The sequence below is a fragment of the Mesobacillus persicus genome (genome assembly GCF_900109925.1).
Taxonomy (GTDB): Bacteria; Bacillota; Bacilli; order Bacillales; family Cytobacillaceae; genus Mesobacillus_B; species Mesobacillus_B persicus.
In genome coordinates, this window is the sequence record NZ_FOBW01000010.1 from 173,446 (window position 1) to 194,820 (window position 21,375).

Annotated in this window: 22 protein-coding genes; 9 read left to right on the forward strand and 13 right to left on the reverse strand. The window is 38.8% G+C overall.

Annotated elements, in window-relative coordinates; genetic code table 11:
* Positions 1-97 precede the first annotated feature (97 nt).
* The 5 genes from BMX30_RS15010 to BMX30_RS15030 all read right to left on the reverse strand — a co-directional run bounded on the left by BMX30_RS15010 (position 98) and on the right by BMX30_RS15030 (position 4,971).
* Positions 98-820, reverse strand: coding sequence for an aconitase family protein (locus tag BMX30_RS15010; RefSeq protein ID WP_090747335.1), 723 nt, complete (start codon positions 818-820; stop codon positions 98-100).
* Between the two features lie 33 nt (positions 821-853).
* Positions 854-2,020, reverse strand: a complete 1,167-nt coding sequence (locus BMX30_RS15015) for a pyridoxal-phosphate-dependent aminotransferase family protein (protein ID WP_090747338.1) — start codon at positions 2,018-2,020, stop codon at positions 854-856.
* Between the two features lie 343 nt (positions 2,021-2,363).
* Positions 2,364-3,128 (reverse strand): sulfite exporter TauE/SafE family protein, encoded by a 765-nt coding sequence (locus BMX30_RS15020; protein WP_090747341.1) that lies wholly within the window; start codon positions 3,126-3,128, stop codon positions 2,364-2,366.
* Between the two features lie 304 nt (positions 3,129-3,432).
* Positions 3,433-3,714, reverse strand: coding sequence for a hypothetical protein (locus BMX30_RS15025; protein ID WP_090747345.1), 282 nt, complete (start codon positions 3,712-3,714; stop codon positions 3,433-3,435).
* 12 nt (positions 3,715-3,726) lie between these two features.
* Positions 3,727-4,971, reverse strand: a complete 1,245-nt coding sequence (locus BMX30_RS15030) for an MFS transporter (RefSeq protein WP_090747348.1) — start codon at positions 4,969-4,971, stop codon at positions 3,727-3,729.
* A 167-nt stretch (positions 4,972-5,138) separates the two neighbouring features.
* Between BMX30_RS15030 and BMX30_RS15035 the strand changes: the two genes are divergently transcribed.
* Genes BMX30_RS15035 through cysC form a run of 5 tightly spaced genes read left to right on the forward strand, consistent with a single transcriptional unit; the run spans position 5,139 to position 8,952 of the window.
* The gene (locus BMX30_RS15035; protein ID WP_090747351.1) at positions 5,139-5,924 is read left to right on the forward strand and encodes a phosphosulfolactate synthase; all 786 of its coding nucleotides are present in this window, start codon (positions 5,139-5,141) and stop codon (positions 5,922-5,924) included.
* Positions 5,890-6,429 carry a histidine phosphatase family protein gene (locus tag BMX30_RS15040; protein ID WP_090747354.1) on the forward strand — a complete coding sequence of 180 codons (540 nt, stop codon included), beginning with the start codon at positions 5,890-5,892 and terminating at the stop codon, positions 6,427-6,429. Before BMX30_RS15035 ends, BMX30_RS15040 begins: the two co-directional genes overlap by 35 nt.
* 15 nt (positions 6,430-6,444) lie before the next feature.
* Positions 6,445-7,155, forward strand: a complete 711-nt coding sequence (locus BMX30_RS15045; protein ID WP_090747357.1) for a phosphoadenylyl-sulfate reductase — start codon at positions 6,445-6,447, stop codon at positions 7,153-7,155.
* 36 nt (positions 7,156-7,191) lie between these two features.
* Entirely contained in the window at positions 7,192-8,340 is a 1,149-nt protein-coding gene (gene sat, locus BMX30_RS15050; protein ID WP_090747359.1) for a sulfate adenylyltransferase, read from the forward strand.
* Positions 8,341-8,352: 12 nt separating this feature from the next.
* Complete coding sequence (gene cysC, locus BMX30_RS15055; protein WP_090747361.1) at positions 8,353-8,952, forward strand: adenylyl-sulfate kinase; 600 nt, start codon at positions 8,353-8,355, stop codon at positions 8,950-8,952.
* An 11-nt stretch (positions 8,953-8,963) separates the two neighbouring features.
* Here cysC and BMX30_RS15060 read toward each other — a convergent pair whose 3' ends face one another.
* The 6 genes from BMX30_RS15060 to BMX30_RS15085 form a co-directional block, all read right to left on the reverse strand.
* Positions 8,964-9,581, reverse strand: coding sequence for a YitT family protein (locus tag BMX30_RS15060; protein WP_090747365.1), 618 nt, complete (start codon positions 9,579-9,581; stop codon positions 8,964-8,966).
* Between the two features lie 315 nt (positions 9,582-9,896).
* Positions 9,897-10,529: an NAD(P)-binding protein gene (locus tag BMX30_RS15065; RefSeq protein WP_090747367.1), complete on the reverse strand. Its 633-nt coding sequence runs from the start codon at positions 10,527-10,529 to the stop codon at positions 9,897-9,899.
* Between the two features lie 151 nt (positions 10,530-10,680).
* Positions 10,681-11,478: an ABC transporter permease subunit gene (locus BMX30_RS15070; RefSeq protein ID WP_090747369.1), complete on the reverse strand. Its 798-nt coding sequence runs from the start codon at positions 11,476-11,478 to the stop codon at positions 10,681-10,683.
* A 13-nt stretch (positions 11,479-11,491) separates the two neighbouring features.
* Positions 11,492-12,289, reverse strand: coding sequence for an ABC transporter permease subunit (locus tag BMX30_RS15075; RefSeq protein WP_090747372.1), 798 nt, complete (start codon positions 12,287-12,289; stop codon positions 11,492-11,494).
* Positions 12,290-12,293: 4 nt separating this feature from the next.
* A complete protein-coding gene (locus BMX30_RS15080) occupies positions 12,294-13,178 on the reverse strand; it encodes an ABC transporter ATP-binding protein (RefSeq protein ID WP_090747375.1) in 885 nt (294 codons plus the stop codon).
* Between the two features lie 76 nt (positions 13,179-13,254).
* Positions 13,255-13,878 carry a TetR/AcrR family transcriptional regulator gene (locus BMX30_RS15085; protein ID WP_090747439.1) on the reverse strand — a complete coding sequence of 208 codons (624 nt, stop codon included), beginning with the start codon at positions 13,876-13,878 and terminating at the stop codon, positions 13,255-13,257.
* Positions 13,879-14,057: 179 nt separating this feature from the next.
* Here BMX30_RS15085 and BMX30_RS15090 point away from each other — a divergent pair, with 179 nt between their 5' ends.
* Together BMX30_RS15090 and BMX30_RS15095 are read left to right on the forward strand one after the other, a co-directional pair.
* Positions 14,058-14,537: a hypothetical protein gene (locus BMX30_RS15090; protein WP_244532613.1), complete on the forward strand. Its 480-nt coding sequence runs from the start codon at positions 14,058-14,060 to the stop codon at positions 14,535-14,537.
* Positions 14,538-14,733: 196 nt separating this feature from the next.
* Positions 14,734-15,852: an NAD(P)/FAD-dependent oxidoreductase gene (locus BMX30_RS15095; protein WP_090747378.1), complete on the forward strand. Its 1,119-nt coding sequence runs from the start codon at positions 14,734-14,736 to the stop codon at positions 15,850-15,852.
* 130 nt (positions 15,853-15,982) lie between these two features.
* On the opposite strand, the gene BMX30_RS15100 is transcribed toward BMX30_RS15095, so the two are convergent.
* Positions 15,983-17,233 (reverse strand): sensor histidine kinase, encoded by a 1,251-nt coding sequence (locus BMX30_RS15100; protein ID WP_090747382.1) that lies wholly within the window; start codon positions 17,231-17,233, stop codon positions 15,983-15,985.
* Positions 17,234-17,534: 301 nt separating this feature from the next.
* Here BMX30_RS15100 and BMX30_RS15105 point away from each other — a divergent pair, with 301 nt between their 5' ends.
* Positions 17,535-19,607: a metallophosphoesterase family protein gene (locus tag BMX30_RS15105; protein WP_090747384.1), complete on the forward strand. Its 2,073-nt coding sequence runs from the start codon at positions 17,535-17,537 to the stop codon at positions 19,605-19,607.
* Positions 19,608-19,716: 109 nt separating this feature from the next.
* A complete protein-coding gene (locus BMX30_RS15110) occupies positions 19,717-20,127 on the forward strand; it encodes a VWA-like domain-containing protein (protein WP_090747387.1) in 411 nt (136 codons plus the stop codon).
* Between the two features lie 44 nt (positions 20,128-20,171).
* Here the strand turns inward: BMX30_RS15110 and BMX30_RS15115 are convergent, their stop codons facing one another.
* On the reverse strand, positions 20,172-21,176 hold the full coding sequence (locus tag BMX30_RS15115) for a VanW family protein (RefSeq protein ID WP_090747390.1): 1,005 nt from the start codon (positions 21,174-21,176) through the stop codon (positions 20,172-20,174).
* Between the last annotated feature and the right edge of the window lie 199 nt (positions 21,177-21,375).

The following is a 21,375-nucleotide window of genomic DNA, read 5'->3' on the forward strand; positions in this document are numbered from 1 at the left end:
TTATTTAGACAATCCTTATCTTTATTTTAAACGATTGTACAATAATGTTAAGAAAAATTAGAAAATTATCTGTATAAAGTTCCTATTTATTTTTGATTCATACCTTTTGATTGAGGATATGTTGAGCTTTAATTTTAACAACACTTTCAACTTGACCTAGTGGACCAGAAGGAGAGATGATAGCGACCGTACCTCCTAGTTCGTCTAGTTGTTTAATCAAGCTTACTCTTTCCCCTTCATCTAGTTGGCTTATTACTTCTCCACCGAAGATAATTCCCCAGCCTGCCAAGCTATCATTGAAGTAGCCTCTTAAATAGTCACAAATTGCATCGACATCCGCGGTACCCTTAAACCTCCCGCTTAATTCAACATAAATACTTTCTGGAATGGTCATCTGCATTTTGCCCGTTGCTAAACATTTAGCCATTCCTGCAGGAGAAATCTTAATGGGAATGGAACCAAGTGCCCCTAATTCAGCAACTCGGTCATCCACTCCAGCAATGACTTTTCCTTCAAGTAAATCAACTTGTTTTTTCAAGACTTGAATTCTATTAGTTCCATGAATAATTGGTAAGCCTTTCGCATTCGAAAACTGCCTTATATCTGACCAATGCTCAGATGCGATAGCAGTCTCATTGGCCATAATCATACAGCGAGGATGCTCGATGGCTTTGTATCCTAATTCGCAAAAATTCCTTATGACATTTAAACTATTTTCTCCTGATAGAAAAAGAATATCGGGTGTCAGTAAGTTTCGTTCCCCTGGGGCAGTCTGGTCCAGTTGGCTACACCGGGCTAGATTTATTTCAATAATATTCACCTATCCCACTCCCCTTTAGGAAAGGTACACATATCAGCAGTTTGGATTTTCAAGCCAATGTCTTTGTGCTCCGGAGACCCCAGCACCAAGCTCTACTTCATGACCGCTTTTCTTTAATGCTAACTCCATCGCAGCAAACATTTTTAACATATCAGCTGCGTCGGTATAGCCCATGTGTCCAAGTCTTAAAATTTTATTTTTCACCTTGCCCAGTCCTCCACCTAGTGCAATGTGAAACTCTTCTCTCATCATCTTGCGAAAAGCGTCGGCATTGTCTAATTTGACAGCAGTCAAAGTCGGACTCGCAGCAGCATCTTCTACTAATAATTCTAGACCCAATGCTCTGACCCCAGCTCGTGTCATATCACGAAGGGCTGCATGGCGCTTGTATTCGTTTTCTATCCCACCGCCACGTTCAATCATGTTACAAGCTTCTCTTAATCCACAGACAAGGGCGATATTCGGTGTGTAAGGCGTGCCCAATCCTGATTCAAGTCCTTTTTTGTATTCTTTAAGATCAAAGTAGAAGGACGGACATTGATGGTTTTCAATCACATTCCAAGCTTTCTCACTCATCGTGATCAGCGCAATGCCTGGAGGAAGCATTAATGCTTTCTGTCCACCTGTTGCAACGATATCAATTCCCCACTCATCCATATAAAGTGGTGCTCCAACAATAGAACTTACAGCATCAACCATAAAAATTGCTTCTGTTTCCTGAACAATCGCTGCGATTTCTTTTATATTGTTAAGTGCTGATGTAGAAGTTTCACAATGGGTTGCAAAGACTGCCTTTGCTTCCGGGTTTTCTTTCAATGCTTTTCGAACATCTTCAGGATCTACAATTTCTCCCCACTCAGCATCGACGCGAACAACTTTACAACCAATATGATTGGTAATGCCTTGTAGGTATTCCCCAAAATACCCGACAACACAAAGAATAATGGTATCATTAGGTCCAATCGTATTAATAATAGCCGTTTCTAGCGCTGATGCCCCACTAGCAGTTAAAGGAATAACTAGATTATTTGTCTGGAAAATCATCTTCGATTTTTCAATGGTTTCTTGTAATACTTCCTGAAAAGCAGGGTTTCGATAATCCATCATTGGATGATCAAAACTTTGCTGCATAGCAATCTGAATTTCTTTAGGTACTTGCACTGGTCCCGGTAATCTTAAGTCCATTTTTTCTGAAAACATTCTGACTCTCCCCTTAGTGAATATAATTTTGAAAATTCTATACTCTCTCTTAATGCAATTATCATGCCAACTTTGAAAAGGCACTATTTATCACGTTGTCACATTGTTTAATTTGTTTCACGTTCCATTACGGAACAACTATTGAAACACATGCGCTCCTATTGAAACAAAAGAAAGGTGCTGTCACCACCCATTTTATGGGAGGTCACAGCACCTTTCTTTTTGTTAGTCAAAGGCTCTTTATAAAACTTTGTTGCTTTTGGATACAAAACTGAGATTTAAATATAAGTAAAAAGTTTGCAAACATATTAAAACGACAAATTCCCTTACGAAACCAACCTTATCAAATCAACTTTAATCCACTAATTAGAATCATTAGAGCCATAATCGCTCTTAATGGTTTGGCAGGTATTTTAGCTGAAAAGGTACTTCCAATAATGACACCTGGGATGGAGCCCAATAATAAGTTTACCATTAGCAGGTAATCTACATTGCCTATTCCTGCATGCATAAGACCCGCTGCCGTGACTAGAAAGAAAGCGTGGGCAATATCGGTTCCCACCAACTCCGTCGGACTCATTCTATATAGATACAACATTACCAATGCAAATAATGAGCCAGAACCGATTGACGTTAAACCGACTAAAAAGCCTAGTACTGCCCCAACCACGATAGTCAAAGTTTTTTTCTCCTCTAATGGCTTTAATTGAATTCGATTTGATTCAAATCTTCCCTTCATGAAGGTTTTAACCAAGGTAGCTAAAGCAACTAAGATTAAAACATAGCCCAGCGCGTGTTTAATTACAGCTTCCTGGTTATTAAAAAATGAATCAAATAGTTGCAGCATCCCTACCGCTATTATTGCACTTGGAATACTTCCAATTGCAAGGTATTTCATTAGCTTTAGGTTGATTGTCTTTTGTTTCCAATGCTGCACAGAACCGAAAAATTTGGTTATAGAATTATAAGCAAGATCGGTTCCCACTGCAATGGCTGGATTTATCCCCATTAAGACTAAGACAGGAGTTAACAGGGCCGCTCCCCCTACGCCTGTTAGTCCGACCATAAATCCAATAAATAGGCCCATTACAATCATTCCGATACTCATTAGGTGCACACTCCTACAAATTCCTTTTTTTTACATACCACCAATTTATGAATAGGTTATATGCCTTGTGACCTAATAACAGGATTGAGGAGGGCCCAAATTGTAAAAAGCAAAGGGCTGTGTTTTTTTGTAAAATCCCAAGCCGATTTTAACGTGAGAAATAGTTATCCATGCTCTCCTCTCTAAAATAAATGCCTTTTTACAGTGAACCAAAGCTTTAACCATCATAGTTATATCAAATGTTAGATTCAGAAAAAGACAAAAAAACAAGCCCTATTTATACGGGCTTGTTCCCAGCGTATGTTTATTCTTCCTTTTGATCTTTTAATGTGATCTTTTTACAACCGACATATAGGCAGGATAGTATATCTAATCCCGGCTTTGCTTTTGCTAACCCTTTTATATAAGGTGTAACCAAATCCTTGAAATCCTCTCCAACGCCTTCCTCTTCTAAGATGCCGTATACAAAGAGTTTCTTTTCATCAAATAAAAACGCCACGTTTCCAACTGCCTTATTCTTTGTGTCCACTACATTCAACACTTGAAACTGTGGGGTAATAACCTCAGGTGAAAAGTAAATTTGCATCAATCCCACTCCTTACGTTAACTGCAATTTTTCGAACAATGTATCGCTATTTTCCGATGGCTTTGCTTTTTTAACATGAATTAACATGAGACATAATAACGCGACGATTAATGTTAAACCCGCTGTTATGAGAAACATTCCGGTCCGATTCCACGCCATTAACGCACCGTATATCGGTGGACCAATTGCCACACCTAAAAATCTTACAGACCCATACAACGAGGTAACAAACCCTCTTCGGTCCGTAGGAACCGAACCTGTAATAAAACTATTGATACATGGTAATGCCAACCCAGTTCCAATACTACTGACAACGAGGACAGAAAAAAATGGAACCAGACTTTTAAACAAAACCAGTGCCGAGAAAGAAGCAGTCATTAATAATAGTCCTAAAACAATGAGTGATTTCATAAGCCCCATGTTTTTCCCAATTTTACTACCGGTGATATAAGAGGTGGTTGTCATGAACAATAAAGGAATCGCTAAAATCGCGCCTTTTAGAACTCCATCAATCTTATAGTTCGTTTCTAAAATATCGGAAATATAAAATAAAATCCCAAATAGAGTAAATAAACAAGTTGCACCGGTTAAATAGGCAGCAAATAACCATCGACCTTCTGTTTTAAAAACAGAAATCAACCCTTTTACATATTTACCAACTGGCGGTGGTTCTTTTTCTTTCTTCTTTTCTTTGATAAAAAAGATAGCAAGCAATACAGAGAGGGCACAAAAAATGGGAAAGGCAAAAAATGCTGCATACCAAAAGAGCAGAGCTAGAAGAGAGCCAATAATTGGACTAATGACTTTTCCAAATCCATTTGAGGCTTCAACAATCCCTAGCACCTGACTTTGCTCTCCACCTTTGAATAAATCTCCCGCCAATGCCATCGCAATCGGTGCTGTTCCAGCAGCTCCAATTCCTTGGGTAATCCTCCCTGCTAAAATCCATGGATAGGCATTGGAGAACCAGGCCGCTGCCGCACCAGCTAATACCCCACCGATTCCGTATAGAATGAGAGCTGGAATGATGACAGCTTTACGGGAAAATCGATCCGACAAATATCCAAGGATTGGTATGGAAATAGCTGCAGCAACCGAAAAAGCTGTAATGACTAAACTAACTTGGAACTGAGATATCCCTAGCTCCGATTTCATTTGGGGAAGAACCGGTATAAGCATTGAGTTCCCTAGCACGAGAATTAAAGGAATTGAGCCGATTGCTGTTATCGTCAGACCCTTATGTTTTTGCTTTGACAATGAAAGCACACTCCTAACTGAAAGAATAAGCTTTCCTATTTTTTGGAGGAACCGTTCGAATTATACAAGGGCAAACGCCTATATTTCTTGAAAATAGCCTATAATTTACACAATCGCCCAATATTTGAATAATCTATCCTAGAAAAATGGAGGAGGGCACTTTCCCTATGGAATTTTTGAAACTACCTAAGAGAACCACTGGAGATAGGAGTTATGGGTTGACTTCCATTGCTGATTTCGGAACACCAGTTGGCCGTTTAATCAGTATTTTGGACGATTATAGTCATATCATCGATATAGCAAAGATGGGTATTGGTTCTGCTTATATAACCCCTAATATTCAGCAAAAGATTGATTTATATAAGGAATATCAAATCAAACCTTATTGTGGTGGTACTTTATTTGAAAAATGTTACCAACAAAATAAAATAACCGAATACCTTGCCTACTTAAAGAAGCTAGGCATCGAATGGATTGAAGTATCAAATGGTACTTTAGACATTCCCCTCGAAGAACGACTTACGATTATCGAGCGGGCAAAAGAAGACTTTCATGTGATTGCCGAGGTAGGATCCAAGGATTGTGATCTTGACATGTCCATATCTGAATGGCAAGAGGAAATCCAGATTTTTTTAGAGGCTGGGTGTGAATATGTCATTACAGAGGGAAGGGATTCTGGAACGTCTGGAATCTACGAAAAGAGCGGGCAAATTAAATCCGAATTGATTGATGAGCTTATTAAAGGAATTGATCCTAAAAAAATTATCTTTGAAGCACCTACTGCAAAACACCAGATGTTTTTCATTAACCAGATTGGCCCTAATGTTAATTTAGGAAATGTAAAACTAGATGATGTATTGACTCTTGAGGCCCAGCGCAATGGACTTCGAAGTGAAACCTTTTATTTGGAGGAACAAAATGCAAATTACATTAATCAGGCACCTGCCCACTGAATGGAATAAAAAAACTTGGCTACAAGGGAGAAAAGATATCCATATTTCCCCGTTAACAAGTGCTCTTCGACAGGGGATATCAGAAAACCAACAACATCTCAGCCAAAACTCACCTTTTGATATCGTTTTGGCCAGTTCATTAATTAGAACCCATCAAACAGCAATGCTCTATGGTCAACGAGCGGAGACTGAAAACTTATTGGATGAATTGGACTTCGGCAATTTTGAAGGCTGCCCAAAACAAACGCTTTTCGATGCTCATGGGGATACCTGGATAAACAACCCAAAGTCATTGGTTTTAGGAGAAAGTGTTGCCAACCTCGAAGATCGCATTACTCAATTTCTAGAAAAATACAAGGATTATAACCGAATCCTTGTATTTGGTCACGGTTCATGGATTAGAGCTATTTCATCCTATTGGAAATACGGGACGATCAACCATATGAACCAATTCACCGTGGAAAACAATGAATGCCTTTCATTAGAGTTTATCACGGTTGTATAGAGAGGAGAGCTGAAATTGCCTGAACATTTCACTTACGAAAATTGGAACGAGGAAAGCGTATCCTCCTTTTTAGATAAACATTCAGATTACCTCGAAATATTAAAATGGGCTTTTAAAGAATATAAAGAGGATATCGTATATGCCTGTAGCTTTGGTGCTGAAGGCATTGTCTTAATTGATTTAATTTATAAAGTAAACAAAGAGGCTACGATTATTTTCCTAGATACAGGAGTTCACTTTCGAGAAACTTATGAGTTAATTGATAAAGTAAAAGCACGCTACCCATCCTTAAACATAAATATGGTGAAGCCAAGTATGACATTAGAGGAACAAGCAAAAGAACATGGAGATGAACTTTGGAAACATAATCCCAATTTGTGCTGTCATATTAGAAAAGTTGTCCCTCTCCAAACCGCTTTATCTGGTAAAAAAGCATGGATTTCTGGTCTAAGGCGGGAGCAATCTCCTTTAAGGAGTAAAACTCAATTTATTAACAAAGATGATAAATTTAAAAATATAAAAATTTGCCCACTTATCCATTGGACTTGGGAAGACATCATGACCTATATCGAATTAAACAACCTACCTTACAATCCTCTTCATGACCAAGGTTATCCTAGCATCGGTTGTGCTCCCTGTACTCAACCTGTTACGAATAGCGCAGATCCACGTTCAGGCAGATGGTCTGGACAATCAAAATCAGAATGTGGGCTTCATTTAAATTAATGCAAGAGCATTTTAGAACAAGAGGAGGAAATTGTTTTGAGTAAAAGTGTGCCTCATGGCGGAAAACTGGTCAATCGATTTAACCCAGAACAGCCTATCGATTATTCATTGAACTATATTGAGTTAGACAACTTAGAGTTAAGTGACTTAGAACTCATTGCCAACGGTGGTTATAGTCCACTTGAAGGGTTTATGGGAAAATCAGATTATACCTCTGTTGTTCAGGATATGAGACTTTCTAACCAACTCCCATGGTCGATTCCGATTACTTTGGCTGTATCAAAAGAAAAAGCGTCGGAATTAACCTCAGGTGAAACCATCAACCTTATACAGAACGGAACGATTTATGGAACGATTGTAATTGAGGAAATTTATCTACCTGATAAGAAGATAGAGGCTGAAAAGGTTTATCAGACAACAGAAAACAAACACCCTGGAGTAAAACGGTTATACAACCGTGCAGATGTATATATCGCTGGCCCGATTACAATGACTAAAAAACCAAAAAAATCCAAGTTTGAAGACTATTATTTAGATCCTATTCAAACAAGAGAAGTTTTTAATGAATTAGGCTGGGAAACGGTTGTAGGTTTCCAGACTCGTAATCCTGTTCACCGAGCACATGAATACATTCAGAAGACAGCTTTAGAAACGGTTGATGGATTATTTTTAAACCCACTTGTCGGTGAAACGAAATCAGATGATATCCCAAGTGATATTCGCATGAAAAGCTATGAAGTTCTTTTAAAGAATTACTATCCAAAGGATCGAGTATTTCTTTCTGTATTTCCTGCAGCCATGCGCTATGCGGGGCCTAGAGAAGCAATTTTCCATGCCATAGTCCGTAAAAATTATGGGTGTACCCATTTTATTGTGGGTCGGGATCATGCCGGTGTCGGTGATTATTATGGTACCTATGACGCCCAGAAGATTTTCACCAACTTCAATGAAGAAGAACTAGGAATTAAGCCCATGTTTTTCGAACACAGCTTCTATTGTAAAAAATGTGAAAACATGGCCTCAGAGAAAACCTGTCCACACGATAAAGATCATCATGTCATCTTATCAGGTACAAAAGTAAGAGGTATGTTAAAAAATGGTCAGCAGCCACCGAAAGAATTCAGTCGACCTGAAGTTGTCGAAATTCTCATCAACGGAATGCAGGAAGTCTATATCAAAAACTAAAGGGTGTCGATAATGGGAAAAAGCACAAACATTACATGGCATAAAGCAACCATTACAAAACAGGAACGCCACCGCCTAAATGGCCATAAGAGTTGTGTTCTCTGGTTTACAGGATTATCGGGCTCGGGTAAATCAACGCTTGCAAATGCAGTTGATCGTGAGTTACACGACCAACAATACAAGAGCTATGTTCTAGACGGTGATAATATTAGACATGGATTAAATAAAGATTTAAGTTTTAATAAAGAAGACCGGCAAGAAAACATCCGCCGTATTGGCGAAGTAGCAAAACTTTTTGTAGATAGTGGGCAAATTATCTCGACTGCGTTTATCTCGCCATTTCGTGAGGACCGTGATATCGTGCGCGGGATGTTCGAACCAAACGAGTTTATCGAGGTTTTCGTTAACTGTCCGATGGATGTATGTGAAGTCCGAGATCCAAAGGGATTATATAAAAAAGCAAGAAACGGAGAAATTCCAAATTTCACAGGAATATCCTCCCCTTACGAGGCACCCGCCAATCCGGAAATTATCATCCAAACGGACACATTTTCGATTGACCAATCTGTTGAAAAAATCATTTCCTATTTAAAAAGTAAGAAGATCCTTTAATTGGGATCTTCTTATCTTTTTCTCCAGTTTGCTGTTAAAAATCTAGGCCTAGGAATTTTTAATGTATGAATAAAATCAATAATGTTTGTCGAGAAAAATTGACATATGACAGCGTAAATCACAATTTTATAATTGATTACTGCAGAGGTTAATACAAAAATGAGCATATTAATCCAAAACATCACTCTACCCGGTGGCCAATTCTTATAATTAGAAATCATTAGGGCGGGGATTACCATTCCACCACTTGACGCCCCCGCCTTAATTAACATTCCGACTCCAATCCCAAACAGGATGCTCCCCATGGCCATATCTGGGATGAGATGCATTTTTTCATTGGATGCATAATTTGTCACAATACTAACTGTCAATGAGGTCACACCTACGGCTATTATGGTCCGAAGCACCCACCTGAAACCAAAGTATTGTAAGGCAAACAGCAAAAATACAGCGTTTGCAAGCCATAAGGCAAATCCGAGTGGAAAACCAAGTAAGTGATTCATAAGGAGAGCTAGGCCTGCTCCTCCTCCAGAAGGAATGGAGTGCGGGAATAGAAACAGAGACATCGAAAGCCCTTGAAGAATCGCACCAGTTAGTAAGAAAACATATATACTAAGCGTTCTATACATCTTTGGTAAAATAATCCTTTTTCGAGATATAATTCACTTTATTCCCCCCTGACAAGTCCCCTTGTCCATTTTATGAAGGACAAGGAAGGAATATGAGAAGCCGATGATTAGTTTAGTCTTTTATGGTCGAGCAGGAGAATCATTTATAGGATTGGTCTGTAAAGACACAGCCTTTATTATAATAGATTAAGGTGAAATTAATCATTATATAAAGATATGATTATATAATTAGGGAAAGGAATGATGTTTGCAGCGCCGCTGATAACTAGGTTCCGGTTAAACTCAGCACCAACTACCTTTTATTATGTAATAACTTTATTCTTTAACTTGAAGCAGTTTCATAAACAGCTTTTCCCTCTCTTCAAATTCGCCTAATTGAGTAAGCTTTAAAAAATCATCCGTTAGAAGTTGCTCAAAGATACGCTTTCTGTCTTCAGGGTTTTTCACCTGCTGTTTTACCACTTCCCTACAACTTTTTAGAAAATCAAGATAGTTTCCGTACGATGCGTCATACTGATTTGCCAAGTCCCTTTTGATTTTTTTGGCCAATCCTGGGCTCGCCCCAGATGTCGAGATTGCTATTGTCAAGTGTCCTTGGCGAAAGGTTGATGGCACGATAAAATTACTTTTTTCAGGATGATCAACGATATTAATTAATTGGTACTCATTAACAGCCTGAAAGACCTTTTCATTTACATCCCTTTGATTGGTCGCAGCAATCACTAAAAAGGCATCATTTACATCTCTTGGTTCAAAATCTTTACTTATCCAGGTTAACTGCATGTCTTTCGCCCATTGTTTAATTGGTTCTGTAACATCAGGACTAACGACAACTACACTTCCTCCTGCTTGAAGTAAGGAATCAATTTTCCGCTCAGCTACCTTTCCTCCTCCAATCACAGTCACTTTCTTCCCTGTAAGCCGAATCATCGCTGGATACTCACTCATAATGCACACCCATTCCAAATGTTTTATATAACACACTCATATTACGATCAACAAGATAGTCTTCACTCTCGTCCAAATATTCAACTCTCCTCCCCTACTATAGACCAGGCATCATCCAGTAAATGGATGGTGCCTGGCACCTTACATTTATCTACAAATGCAAGTCTTTCTTTTTGTAATAGTGATAGGTGGTGAATGTTAGCACGACCACAATGATCAATGATAATCCCAAAAAAACTGGATCTAGGCCACTGGTATTTAGAATTGACTCGGCTTCAAAGTATTTAAACGGGGTTATATACCTTAATGCCTCAAGCCTCTGGTCCAAGTTGATGATGATAGCCAATAGGAAGGTGATTAATAGAATCCCCGTCGAAATAGCTCCTGCTTTTTTGGCATTTTTATAAACCGCTGCTATTGCCGTACCAATGACCAAGAAAATGATTTGCAAGCAAAACATCCCGACCATGAGGAGAACAATGTCTCCTACTACCTTCTCTCCTTCAGCAGATCTTCCCACTATTATAATAGATGAAACTAGCGTGACCAAATTAACCACAAACACATTTAAAAGTGCAGCTACTAATTTGAAACTAATTACTTTCACTCGAGAAATCGGTTTAACTAGCAAAAACTCTACAGTTTTATCCAGCTCCTCCTTGGCAATAATATTTGCACCAAGCATGACTGCATGAATAGTAGCCATGACAATCAGATATAAATAGAGCAATCCATAAAACCCCAATGCTTTGGAAAGGTCAAAACCGGCTGTCCCCATGATTGCTTGGAGCGAATCTGGCATTTCCGCCATCAACTCATTCATCGTCTCGCCCGAACCACCCATGCCAGCATATTTTCCCATCCCAGCACCGACCATGAACAAAACCCCTATACTCCAAATGATAAGAGATTTTAAGTTGGCCTTCATTTCGCGTGTAATGATATTCAAAACCATCACCCCCTTAAACAGAATGGATATCTTTTTTACGGTAAATAGAATAACTAGCAAACACCGTAACAAGGATGATTGCCATGCTAATCCATATGAACTCAGTCTCATAGCTTAAGTTTTGAATGATATATTGATCATTAAAATAATTAAACGGGGTTAAAAAACGCAATCCTTTATCATCGGTACTCGAACTAATCATTCCAATCATAAAGAAGGCGAAGACCGTCCCTAAGGAAACGGAAATGACGGACTTATTTTTCGGGAATAGGACCGCTATTAATATCCCTAACCCAAGAAAAATCATTTGTAAAAATAACAGAGTGATAGCAATCATAAACAATGCTTTCATACTATAATCTTGCGTTTTAACTATTGAGACCATTAGAAATAATGCTACCAGAAATCCTATGTTTGTTACTAACAAGGAAGTAATTGCGGCAAGGAGCTTGGAGGTCATCACTTGAACACGAGTAACTGGTTTTGTAAATAAGAAGTCAGCCGTTTTATCCCTTGTTTCCTTCGAAACAACCGAAAGACCGAGATTCATTGCTTGAATCGCTCCGCTAAGTTTAATATATAAGAACGCATAGGAAAAGAAGCCTAGAATAGTAGCGAGCGTATCAATCGTCAGTCCGAGAGCTTTTTTCAATTCTTCCGGGAAGCCCTCAAGTACCTTCATAAATTGTTCGGCATCCTGTGCAAAGGAAGGAAACAGCGTTAAAAATAGTACGACTATAGCCATCAGCGAAATCGTCCAAATCATTGTTGACTTCCGATAAGCTTTGAGCTCATGAACATACATATTCATCCCTTCACTCCTCCCTTTGATAAAAATGCATAAAGATTTCTTCCAAATCAGGCTCCTCTACCCATAGATTTGCGATTTCAACGGTGGATACTTTTTGCATAACCGTATTAATATCCCCTCTAAAAATAAATGAAGTAGTTGTTCCTTTCACTTCCAATTGGTTTACCCCAGGCATTTCAAAGTAATCCCCCGACAACGGGAGGACTGTTTCTATCTTGAATTTCTTGTAATTATTCTGTTTTAGCTCACTAATCTTTTCAACCTGAACGATGGCCCCATCCTTAATAATTGCAACACGATCACATAGTCGCTGAACTTCACTTAAAATATGAGATGAAAATAAGATCGTGGCCCCTTTTTGATTCTCCTTTTCTAGTAAATCGAAGAATCTCTGTTGCATGAGCGGATCTAAGCCACTCGTCGGTTCATCGAGAATAATCAATTTTGGCTCATGCAATAACCCTTGGACGATTCCAACCTTCTTCTTATTACCCAGTGATAGGTCATCGATTTTTTTGGTTAAATCCAGCTCCATCACTTCTGCCAATTCAGTTATTCTTTTCGTGCAGTCTTTTTTGTAAAAACTAGCCGAATACTTAAGCAGATCGATTACCTTCATATTGTCGTAATAGAAAACTTCTGATGGTAAGTAACCAATCTCTTTTTTTATTTCTGGAGCAAACTTAACTACATCTTTCCCGAAAATCGTTGCACTTCCACTTGTCGGATAGATTAGGGATAATAATAATCGGATGGTCGTTGATTTCCCTGCACCATTTGGTCCGATAAAGCCAAAGATTTCCCCTTCTTCCACAGAAAAACTAACGTCAGTAATCCCTCTTGATTTTCCATACATTTTCGTAAGACGATTGATTTCAATTACATTCATGCTTATCCCTCCCGATAGGGCTCTTTTATTTATGGCTCTTTTCTCAAACTTTGTTGCTTTTGATTTAATAAAAGCCTTATTTATAAAAAGATTTTTTCAATATTTCAATGTAAACATCCGCTTCGGCAAATTCATCAGTAAAGTCGTTGTCGCTTTGACCTAATAATTCTGTTTTCTCCATCACTTGCTTGCTAAATCCTTCAAGGACCCAAAACACGATTTGGACTGCTCTGTTCATATCGACCCCTTCCCTAAATTTTGACTGATCGATATCTTCGAAAATCTTCGCATAACTACTGTGCATAAGTGCATGATGGTTATGATCCAACTCATGTTTGACCTCACTAGAACTCTCCATATAAGCTGACATGAGAAAGTTAAAAATTTCGGGATGCTTTTTCATCATCTGACTCTTCATCATCATGATATTTTTTATTCGAACAAAAACATCCGGTTCATCAAACTGTAATTCTGAAAAAAATTCAGTTTTCAAGACCTCAACAAAATGTTGATGTAAGAACAAATACAAATCCTTTTTACTCTTGAAATAGTGAAACAGCAGACCTTTTGAAATACCAGCGGATTTGACTATCTCGTTAGTAGAAGCTTGATCGTACCCTTTTTGCGCAAACTCATATATGGCTGCATTTAGGATTCTAAGTTGCTTTTCTTCATCAAGATTAAAAAACCTGGAAGCCAACAGACTACCTCCCTTTCCCTTTTGACCAATCTGGTCAATTGTATTATATTCCCTTTTGACCATAATGGTCAATGATATAGGAAACAAAAAATGCTGATTCCTAAATCTTCAATAAGTGTGCAGGATAACACTGTTTCTTAGTGATAAATGGTACGATGGTGAGGCAAGGAGGGGAACCTATGATTATAAAATGGCTGGCCGTCAATATCCTTACCATTTTGGCGATTATCATTTGGAGCCAAATACAAGGCTATCAATCAAACAATATTTTTTTAGGAAAAGTAATCGCTCAAGTTGCATTTGTTTTTTTCCTAATCAATTTAAATATGTATTTCGTCTTTCTAATGATTCGAAAAAGCAAAATAAGAGATGTTAAGATTAAGCTAGCAAGAATATCAAAGAAAATGATGAAGTTCCACGTACCCCTTGCGATAACAGCAACGACACTCATCATTTGCCACGCAGTTATCATGTTTTATGCTCAGTCTGATCTCCTGAATTACAAAACGGTAACTGGCGTCTTTCTTTTTGGAGTGCTGTCTATCCTTTTATTTAGTGGAATATTGCGGAGAAAAAAAGCAACAGGAAAACGAAGAAAATTTCATTATACGATGGCATTCCTATTCTTTGGATTGATACTTTTACATATTTTCATTTAGGCTTTAGGCTTTTAATGAGCCTACCCTATAAAATCCCTTCATCAAAAGATGTTGGGATTATTCGTTTTACTAACCTAAAATGTTTTAAAAAACACTCCCCTATTCCACTAATAATCAAAGCAGACTTCCGCACGATTAAAAAGGTATAATGGTAAAACAAACCACTTTCGAATTTATATTAGTGAGGATGTAGACCATGAAGAAAATTATCGTTGTAGGCGCTGGAATCCTGGGTGCATCTACGGCCTATCAATTATCAAAAAAGAATGTTGAAGTGCTGATTGTCGATCGAAAAGATAAGGGGCAAGCCACAGACGCTGCCGCTGGAATTGTCTGTCCCTGGGTTTCTCAACGGCGCAATCAAGCTTGGTATCAGCTTGCCAAAGCAGGGGCACGTTTTTATCCGGGTTTAATTGAGGAATTGGAGCTCCAAGGGGAAACAGCAACAGGCTATGCTCAGGTTGGAGCATTAAGCCTGCAAAAGGATCTAGAGAAATTACACAAAATCAGTGAACGGACGTTAAAAAGAAAGGCAGATGCTCCTGAAATTGGAGACGTCACCATTCTTAATGAAGATCAAACAAAAGCATATTTCCCTCCAGTTGATAAAGAGTATGCATCTGTTCATGTAAGTGGGGCCGCACGAGTAGACGGTAGAGCCCTCCGAGATGCTTTAGTACGTGCTGCGCAAAAAAATGGTGCGAAACTAATTAATGGCGATGCAAACCTTTTATATTCAGAAAATCGGGTGACTGGAATTAATGTCGGAGGAGAAGTGTACAAATCTGATATGGTGGTAGTCTGTGCCGGTGCATGGGCTAGTTCATTGTTTATGCCATTAGGGATAGATTTCAAAGTGACCTTCCAGAGAGCGCAAATTGTTCACTTAGAGTTGCCTAATACAAACACAAATGATTGGCCTGTCCTTATTCCCCCTGGCAACCAATACCTAGTAGCATTTGAGAATAGTCGTTTAGTTGCTGGATCAACCCATGAGGATGTAACGGAATTTGATAAACGGGTAACCGTGGGTGGGTTACAGGAGGTAATCAATAAAGCGACCGAGACGGCTCCTGAGCTTACTAGTAGCACCTTGTTAGAGGTGAGGACAGGTTTCCGCCCCTATACTCCAGGGTTTCTCCCTATAATCGGCCCTTTACCTAACTGGGAAGGAATTGTAGTTGCAAATGGATTAGGAGCCTCAGGGTTAACCATGGGTCCATATATTGGAAATGAATTAGCTAAGCTTGCAGTCGGAGAAGAATTAGAGATTGATTTAAGCCTATATTCGGTTGCGGGCGCAATTGAAGAATAGGAAAGTTCCGTTTAAAAAAGCCGTCAAAGTAGTATGGATACTTTTGACGGCTTTTTATATTACACTCAATTATAGAACTCGCTGATTTAACAAGACATTAATTAGATCAAAAAACCGTTTAACATTCCGCTCATTTTAGGGAAGAGCTAGGAGTGAAGGTAATATGAAAGAGAGACCCTTTTCCTAGTCTACTACTGACCTTTACTTTTCCTTTCATGGCCTCAATAATGCTGTAGGTTACCATAAGGCCAAGCCCTGTTCCTTTTTTCCCCTTCGTTGAGTAATATGGCTCTCCTAGTCTGTTTAATTGTTCCTCAGTCATTCCAATGCCTGTATCTTTTATAATGATGTGGACATTGCCTGCTGATACCATCGCTTCAACTGACATACCCCCACCATTTGGCATCGCTTCTAGTCCATTTTTAATTATGTTGATAAAAGCTTGATGAAATTTCTGGCGATCACCAATCACACTTATTTCTCTACCGTAGGACTGACTGATCTCTACGGCATTCATATTTGCTAACGGCATTAGGACGTTTAATACATGATTTAATTCTTTCTGTATATCAATCTCTTCTGAACGATCTAAGGCAGGTCGTGCAAACGTCAAATAGTCACTAATAACCTGTTCCGCCCGGTTCAACTCATCAACGGCAATCTGGATGAACTCTCTTTTCCTCTCCTCTGGGTAGTCCTTCTCTCCGAGTAGCTGTAAAAAGCCTTTGACACTTGTTAGCGGGTTGCGAATTTCATGAGAAATCGCCGCACTCATATGACTTACTGCCTCGATTTTTTCTGCCTTTACAAGTTGTTTCCGCATCAAAGTGTTTTGCCGAATCAACTCAATCGTATAGGAAATGATCCCCGTAGCTAGTGCTGGTACGATTAAAAAGCTGGTCCACACCTCTGTTATGTGTATAGGTTCTTGTTTTAATAAACTAAAAATCATTAATAAAAGAGAAGTCATAGTAGAAAAAAGCATGGTAACTCCTACGCGCTGGTTCGCTGTTAACTTCAAGAACCAATTCCGTACCAATATAAACAGACAGGCTACAATAATAAAGACGAACAGAGTTACCCAGAACCCGTAATTCACTCCGATGATGCCTCTAACCAAAATCACAACAAGTAATAACGGAAACGCAAGCCCAGAGTAAAGACTTCCGATAATAAATGGTACCTGACGTAAATCAAATTGGACCCCATCCGCTACTTGGGTAGACAATAAGATGCATGAAATTATACTTAAGCTATAGAATAAAAAGGTTGTCCAGCGGATCATCTCCTTTTTAAGCTGTCTTTCTTTTATCATTTGCATGAAAAATAATAAGACCAATAGTATTGAGAAATTTAAAAGTAAGTTTTTTGTAAATTCCAATATGTCACTCTCCAAGATAGCAATAAAGACCTCAATAAAGATTTTACCGACCCTAAGGGCTAACGGCAACACTTTTATCGACCAAGTTACTTATAAGCACATCGCTGTATTTATTAGCATCACAAAAAATTCACCTCCCCCTATACGTTCCCATACACTAAGAATAATAAGGTTTATACTGCCTAAACAAAGAGTTTATCTCATTAGAAATGATTGAGATTAACTTCATCTATGCTTTACACACAATTGAAAGTTGCCCCTATTTTTTCGTGACAAACTGCTAAATGGAGATGTGATCACCATGGAATTACCTACTATTTTATCTGGGCCGATTCTCCGTCGGGTTGAAAAACATCAAGTATATATCTGGATTGCTACAAGTCTTCCTTTGAAAATAATGGCGGAGCTCTATACGATTGAACGAGGCTCCGAACTAGAAACATTCGAGTACCATCTTCTTAGCAACCAATCGAACACGAACACCGTTCAAATGGGAGAAAAATTATTTATTCATTTAATCAACATCACGCCACAGCAGGGCTCGTTTCCAACTGAGACTCTATTAGGCTATAATCTTTTCTTTTTAGATGGTTCCAAAAAAATGGATTTAGATTCATTCGGATTACTCTCTACTAGGGATAACGATTCGATAGTATACGGTGGCTTGAAATACCCGTCCTTTTTTATTAATGATCAATTAGAAAGCCATATTCTATACGGTTCTTGCCGAAAGCTGCATGGAGATGGAGAAGATGCTCTAGCCGCTGGGGACGAGGCAGTATGGGAGTCCTATCTGAACTTAGAAAAACGACCTAGTTCTCTTTTTATGGTTGGTGATCAAATCTATGCAGATGACGTTGCCGATCCGATTGCCCCTTATATTTTCAAACTTGGGAAAGAATTGATAGGAGCGAATGAACTCTTATCCCTATCTAAGCTTGATCATCGGCTTGATAAAACGGTATATCAAGGGAATTTAGCTAAAGTTCATGGCAGAAAGCCCATCATGGATGATTTATGCCAGTTCACCTCAAGGAAAAGTGATAATCATCTGATGACCATTGGGGAGTATGCAGCGATGTATTTGTTGTCGTGGAGTCCTCAACTTTGGGAGCTAGATGAAAATACATCATTTGACCGTCTAGTGGAAGAAGATTCTTACTTTATGTACTACCAAATCAGTGAGGAACTTGAAAGCATTGATACTTATACCCTCGCTCGGAAAGAAAAGAAATTTAGAGACCAGCAAGAGCAACTAGATAATTTCCAAAACACCCTCCCTCAAGTGCGAAGACTTATGGCAAACGTCCCTACTTATATGATTTTTGATGACCATGATTTAACGGATGATTGGAATCTATCATTAGAATGGAAGCAAAAGGTTTCTGAGTCTCCCTTAGGTAGGCATGTGATTGCTAATGGGTTAGCTGCTTATTGGGCTTTCCAAGGTTGGGGAAACGCCCCATCAGCTTTTAACAATAAATTCCTTAAGACGATGAGAAAACATTTTCAAACTCTTTCAGTTGAGGGAAGTTCATATGAAAAATGGGCCCAGGTTTTATGGGAATTTGACTCCTGGTCGTTTATTGCTCCAACACAGCCAACAACGGTGTTCCTTGATACTAGAACTCAAAGAGAGTATCAACACCCCCTCGCAAAGAATGGTTCTCTCAGAGAATGGGTCAAACAAACCATGGAGGGGCCAGAACTAGTAAATCAAAACGGGTGGGATAATGTATCGAAGCAATTAGCCGAAAGTGGCTGGGAAGCGGGTAAACCCTTGGTCATTGTTTCACCTGTCCCCTTTTATGGTATTGATTTAATTGAAACCTTTCTATACAATTACGTCTCTCCATTAAAACTCATAGGAATCCCTGTTCATACATTTTTTGACCTAGAAGCTTGGAAATATAATGGGAAAGGCTTCACTCAATTTTTACGGACCGTTTCAAACTGGAATCCAAGTACTTGTATTATTTTATCGGGAGATGCGCATTCGGCATCATCGGCCATCTCACACATCCACGGTGAAGATAGCAAAAATTTAGACATTACCCAGTTTACGAGCAGCCCAATGAAGAATCCAACCTTCTCTGGTTTTCCAGGTGTTTTATTAAAGGGTGCTGTTTGGTTATTTGAAAAAGATAATCATGCGCCTACTGTACATCGGTACTGCGATTCTAAGTACGCCCTTTATCAAAGTACCGGGAAAACCCCACCTAATCTAACTGATTCTATTTGGTCAGAGGAGATCCGTTATCTTCCAATGGAAGACGGGGGAATCATGAAAACGAAAAATAACCTTGGACATTTATGTTTCAAAACTAATCATGCGATGAACAATGATTTTCTTGATAATAACAATAAAAATTAATATCTCCTATCCAACAAAAATTATATTTTTTATGAACCAAAAATGTAGTAATAGCTTTCGTTCGCTCAAGAGATAATAATCTCGTTGAGTTGAAAGGGGGATATTTCTTATGAGATGGCAAAGGGAACTTTTGAAAATTATGCAAAATAATCGGGACAAAAAGCTTGCGCTGGTGATTGACACATCAAGCAATCAAACCGATCATCAAGTGATTGAAAATGTGATTAAATTTGTTGGGGAAATGAATCCTGAGGCAACACTGATTCAAGCGGATTTTAAAATTCGCAGCATTGATAAGATTAAGAAAACACCAGCAATTAAATATTATTCTCATGGAAAATCATCGTACACGGAAGTATTTGAGTGGGCAAATGCAGAAGAAATTGAAACGCTCATGTATGTAACAGATGTAACAGGCTTTTTATATGACGAACTAGAGGTAAAACCATTTGTTTATTGGCTAATACCTGACCAATACAAGCCAAAGGTTCCCTTTGGGAAGCTTCTAAACGTTGTTTAATAAAAGCAAAAGTGCCTGACCCCTTAAAGGGTTCAGGCACATCTTTATACTCCTTGTTTCATTACTCCTAAGTTTTCTTGTGACGTCCTGATTTCTACGGTTAAGGTACCCTCTCCATAGATAGCTTTTACTAATAATGGAACACCAGTTGTATTTAGAAAGCGGAAGTCCTTGCCACCATAAGAGACCGTCGCATCCCTTCCTTCTGGTACATATCCAACCGAAAGAGAGTGATGATGCCATTCAACATAGTCGACCCCTAATTTATCCACTGCATTAAATAAGGTGGAAGAGGTTTGGCAGATTCCACCGCCTATGCCCATAACCAATTTCTTATTGACTATTTCTTGGGCTGGTTGATAGCCATGAGCGGCATCACTTGGTCCAACTGTATCATTAAAGGAGAAATGGTCGCCTACCCCAAGGATTACATTGTCAATCGCATCCGCTGAAAGCTCGATATTCTTATTCCTTCCCGCTACTCCTCTATTAAAATACGTAGTGTATGCGGCAACTACGACTTCACCCAATCGGTCAACATCCTCTTCCTTGTAGCCACTTGCAGTAATATAAAGCGGTAGTTCAATTTCTCCACCTTCTTCAGAAGCCTGCACAATACTCTCCACCAACTCAGCTTCTTCAAGAACAACCATCGGTTGCCCCTTTATAATTTTTCCATTTTCATCAATTTGATCGAGTGTGTTCTTCTGATCGTAACCTGGTTTTGAATCCGTCCCTCTGGCAATCTCCTTTGCCCATTGGGCTATTTCCTTTTCATACTTTTCGTCATCTGTGCCATACCCCATTACTTCAGGTACAATTGTTCTTACAATCTGGCTGGTCGTTGGGTCGACAACATCTACGGATACAGGCACTGGTGCTGGTTCTGCGATTGGGGTTATTTCAACAACTTCTTCTGCTTCCGGTTCTGTTTCCTCTGTTATTTCTTCCTCTTGTTGCTCCACTTCCACTCTTTCTGTTGCACAGCCAATTAAACCAATGAAACTACAAATCAATAAAACAAGTATTGCCCATGAATGTTTCCCCATGTTTTCCCCCACCCCGGATCTCTTTTTTTATATTAAGCTCTTCCTAAGGTATTACCGGAAATAACCAAAGGAATATATTTACATTCCCTTATTTTATTCCGTCTACAATATGAGTATTCCTGCCTATATGAAGTTTTTTTACAATCAATTTACATTTTTTTTAAAATTTTCATTCAATTGGAGTATAGGTATTATAAAA

Coding starts and splice junctions, on each gene's coding strand:
- BMX30_RS15035 (WP_090747351.1), top strand. CDS start 5,139: ATGGAATTTTTGAAACTACCTAAGAGAACCACTGGAGATAGGAGTTAT.
- BMX30_RS15025 (WP_090747345.1), bottom strand. CDS start 3,714: ATGCAAATTTACTTTTCACCTGAGGTTATTACCCCACAGTTTCAAGTG.
- BMX30_RS15015 (WP_090747338.1), bottom strand. CDS start 2,020: ATGTTTTCAGAAAAAATGGACTTAAGATTACCGGGACCAGTGCAAGTA.
- BMX30_RS15110 (WP_090747387.1), top strand. CDS start 19,717: ATGAGATGGCAAAGGGAACTTTTGAAAATTATGCAAAATAATCGGGAC.
- BMX30_RS15095 (WP_090747378.1), top strand. CDS start 14,734: ATGAAGAAAATTATCGTTGTAGGCGCTGGAATCCTGGGTGCATCTACG.
- cysC (WP_090747361.1), top strand. CDS start 8,353: ATGGGAAAAAGCACAAACATTACATGGCATAAAGCAACCATTACAAAA.
- BMX30_RS15075 (WP_090747372.1), bottom strand. CDS start 12,289: ATGAATATGTATGTTCATGAGCTCAAAGCTTATCGGAAGTCAACAATG.
- BMX30_RS15065 (WP_090747367.1), bottom strand. CDS start 10,529: ATGAGTGAGTATCCAGCGATGATTCGGCTTACAGGGAAGAAAGTGACT.
- BMX30_RS15115 (WP_090747390.1), bottom strand. CDS start 21,176: ATGGGGAAACATTCATGGGCAATACTTGTTTTATTGATTTGTAGTTTC.
- BMX30_RS15060 (WP_090747365.1), bottom strand. CDS start 9,581: ATGTATAGAACGCTTAGTATATATGTTTTCTTACTAACTGGTGCGATT.
- BMX30_RS15080 (WP_090747375.1), bottom strand. CDS start 13,178: ATGAATGTAATTGAAATCAATCGTCTTACGAAAATGTATGGAAAATCA.
- BMX30_RS15020 (WP_090747341.1), bottom strand. CDS start 3,128: ATGAGTATCGGAATGATTGTAATGGGCCTATTTATTGGATTTATGGTC.
- BMX30_RS15090 (WP_244532613.1), top strand. CDS start 14,058: ATGATTATAAAATGGCTGGCCGTCAATATCCTTACCATTTTGGCGATT.
- BMX30_RS15040 (WP_090747354.1), top strand. CDS start 5,890: ATGCAAATTACATTAATCAGGCACCTGCCCACTGAATGGAATAAAAAA.
- BMX30_RS15105 (WP_090747384.1), top strand. CDS start 17,535: ATGGAATTACCTACTATTTTATCTGGGCCGATTCTCCGTCGGGTTGAA.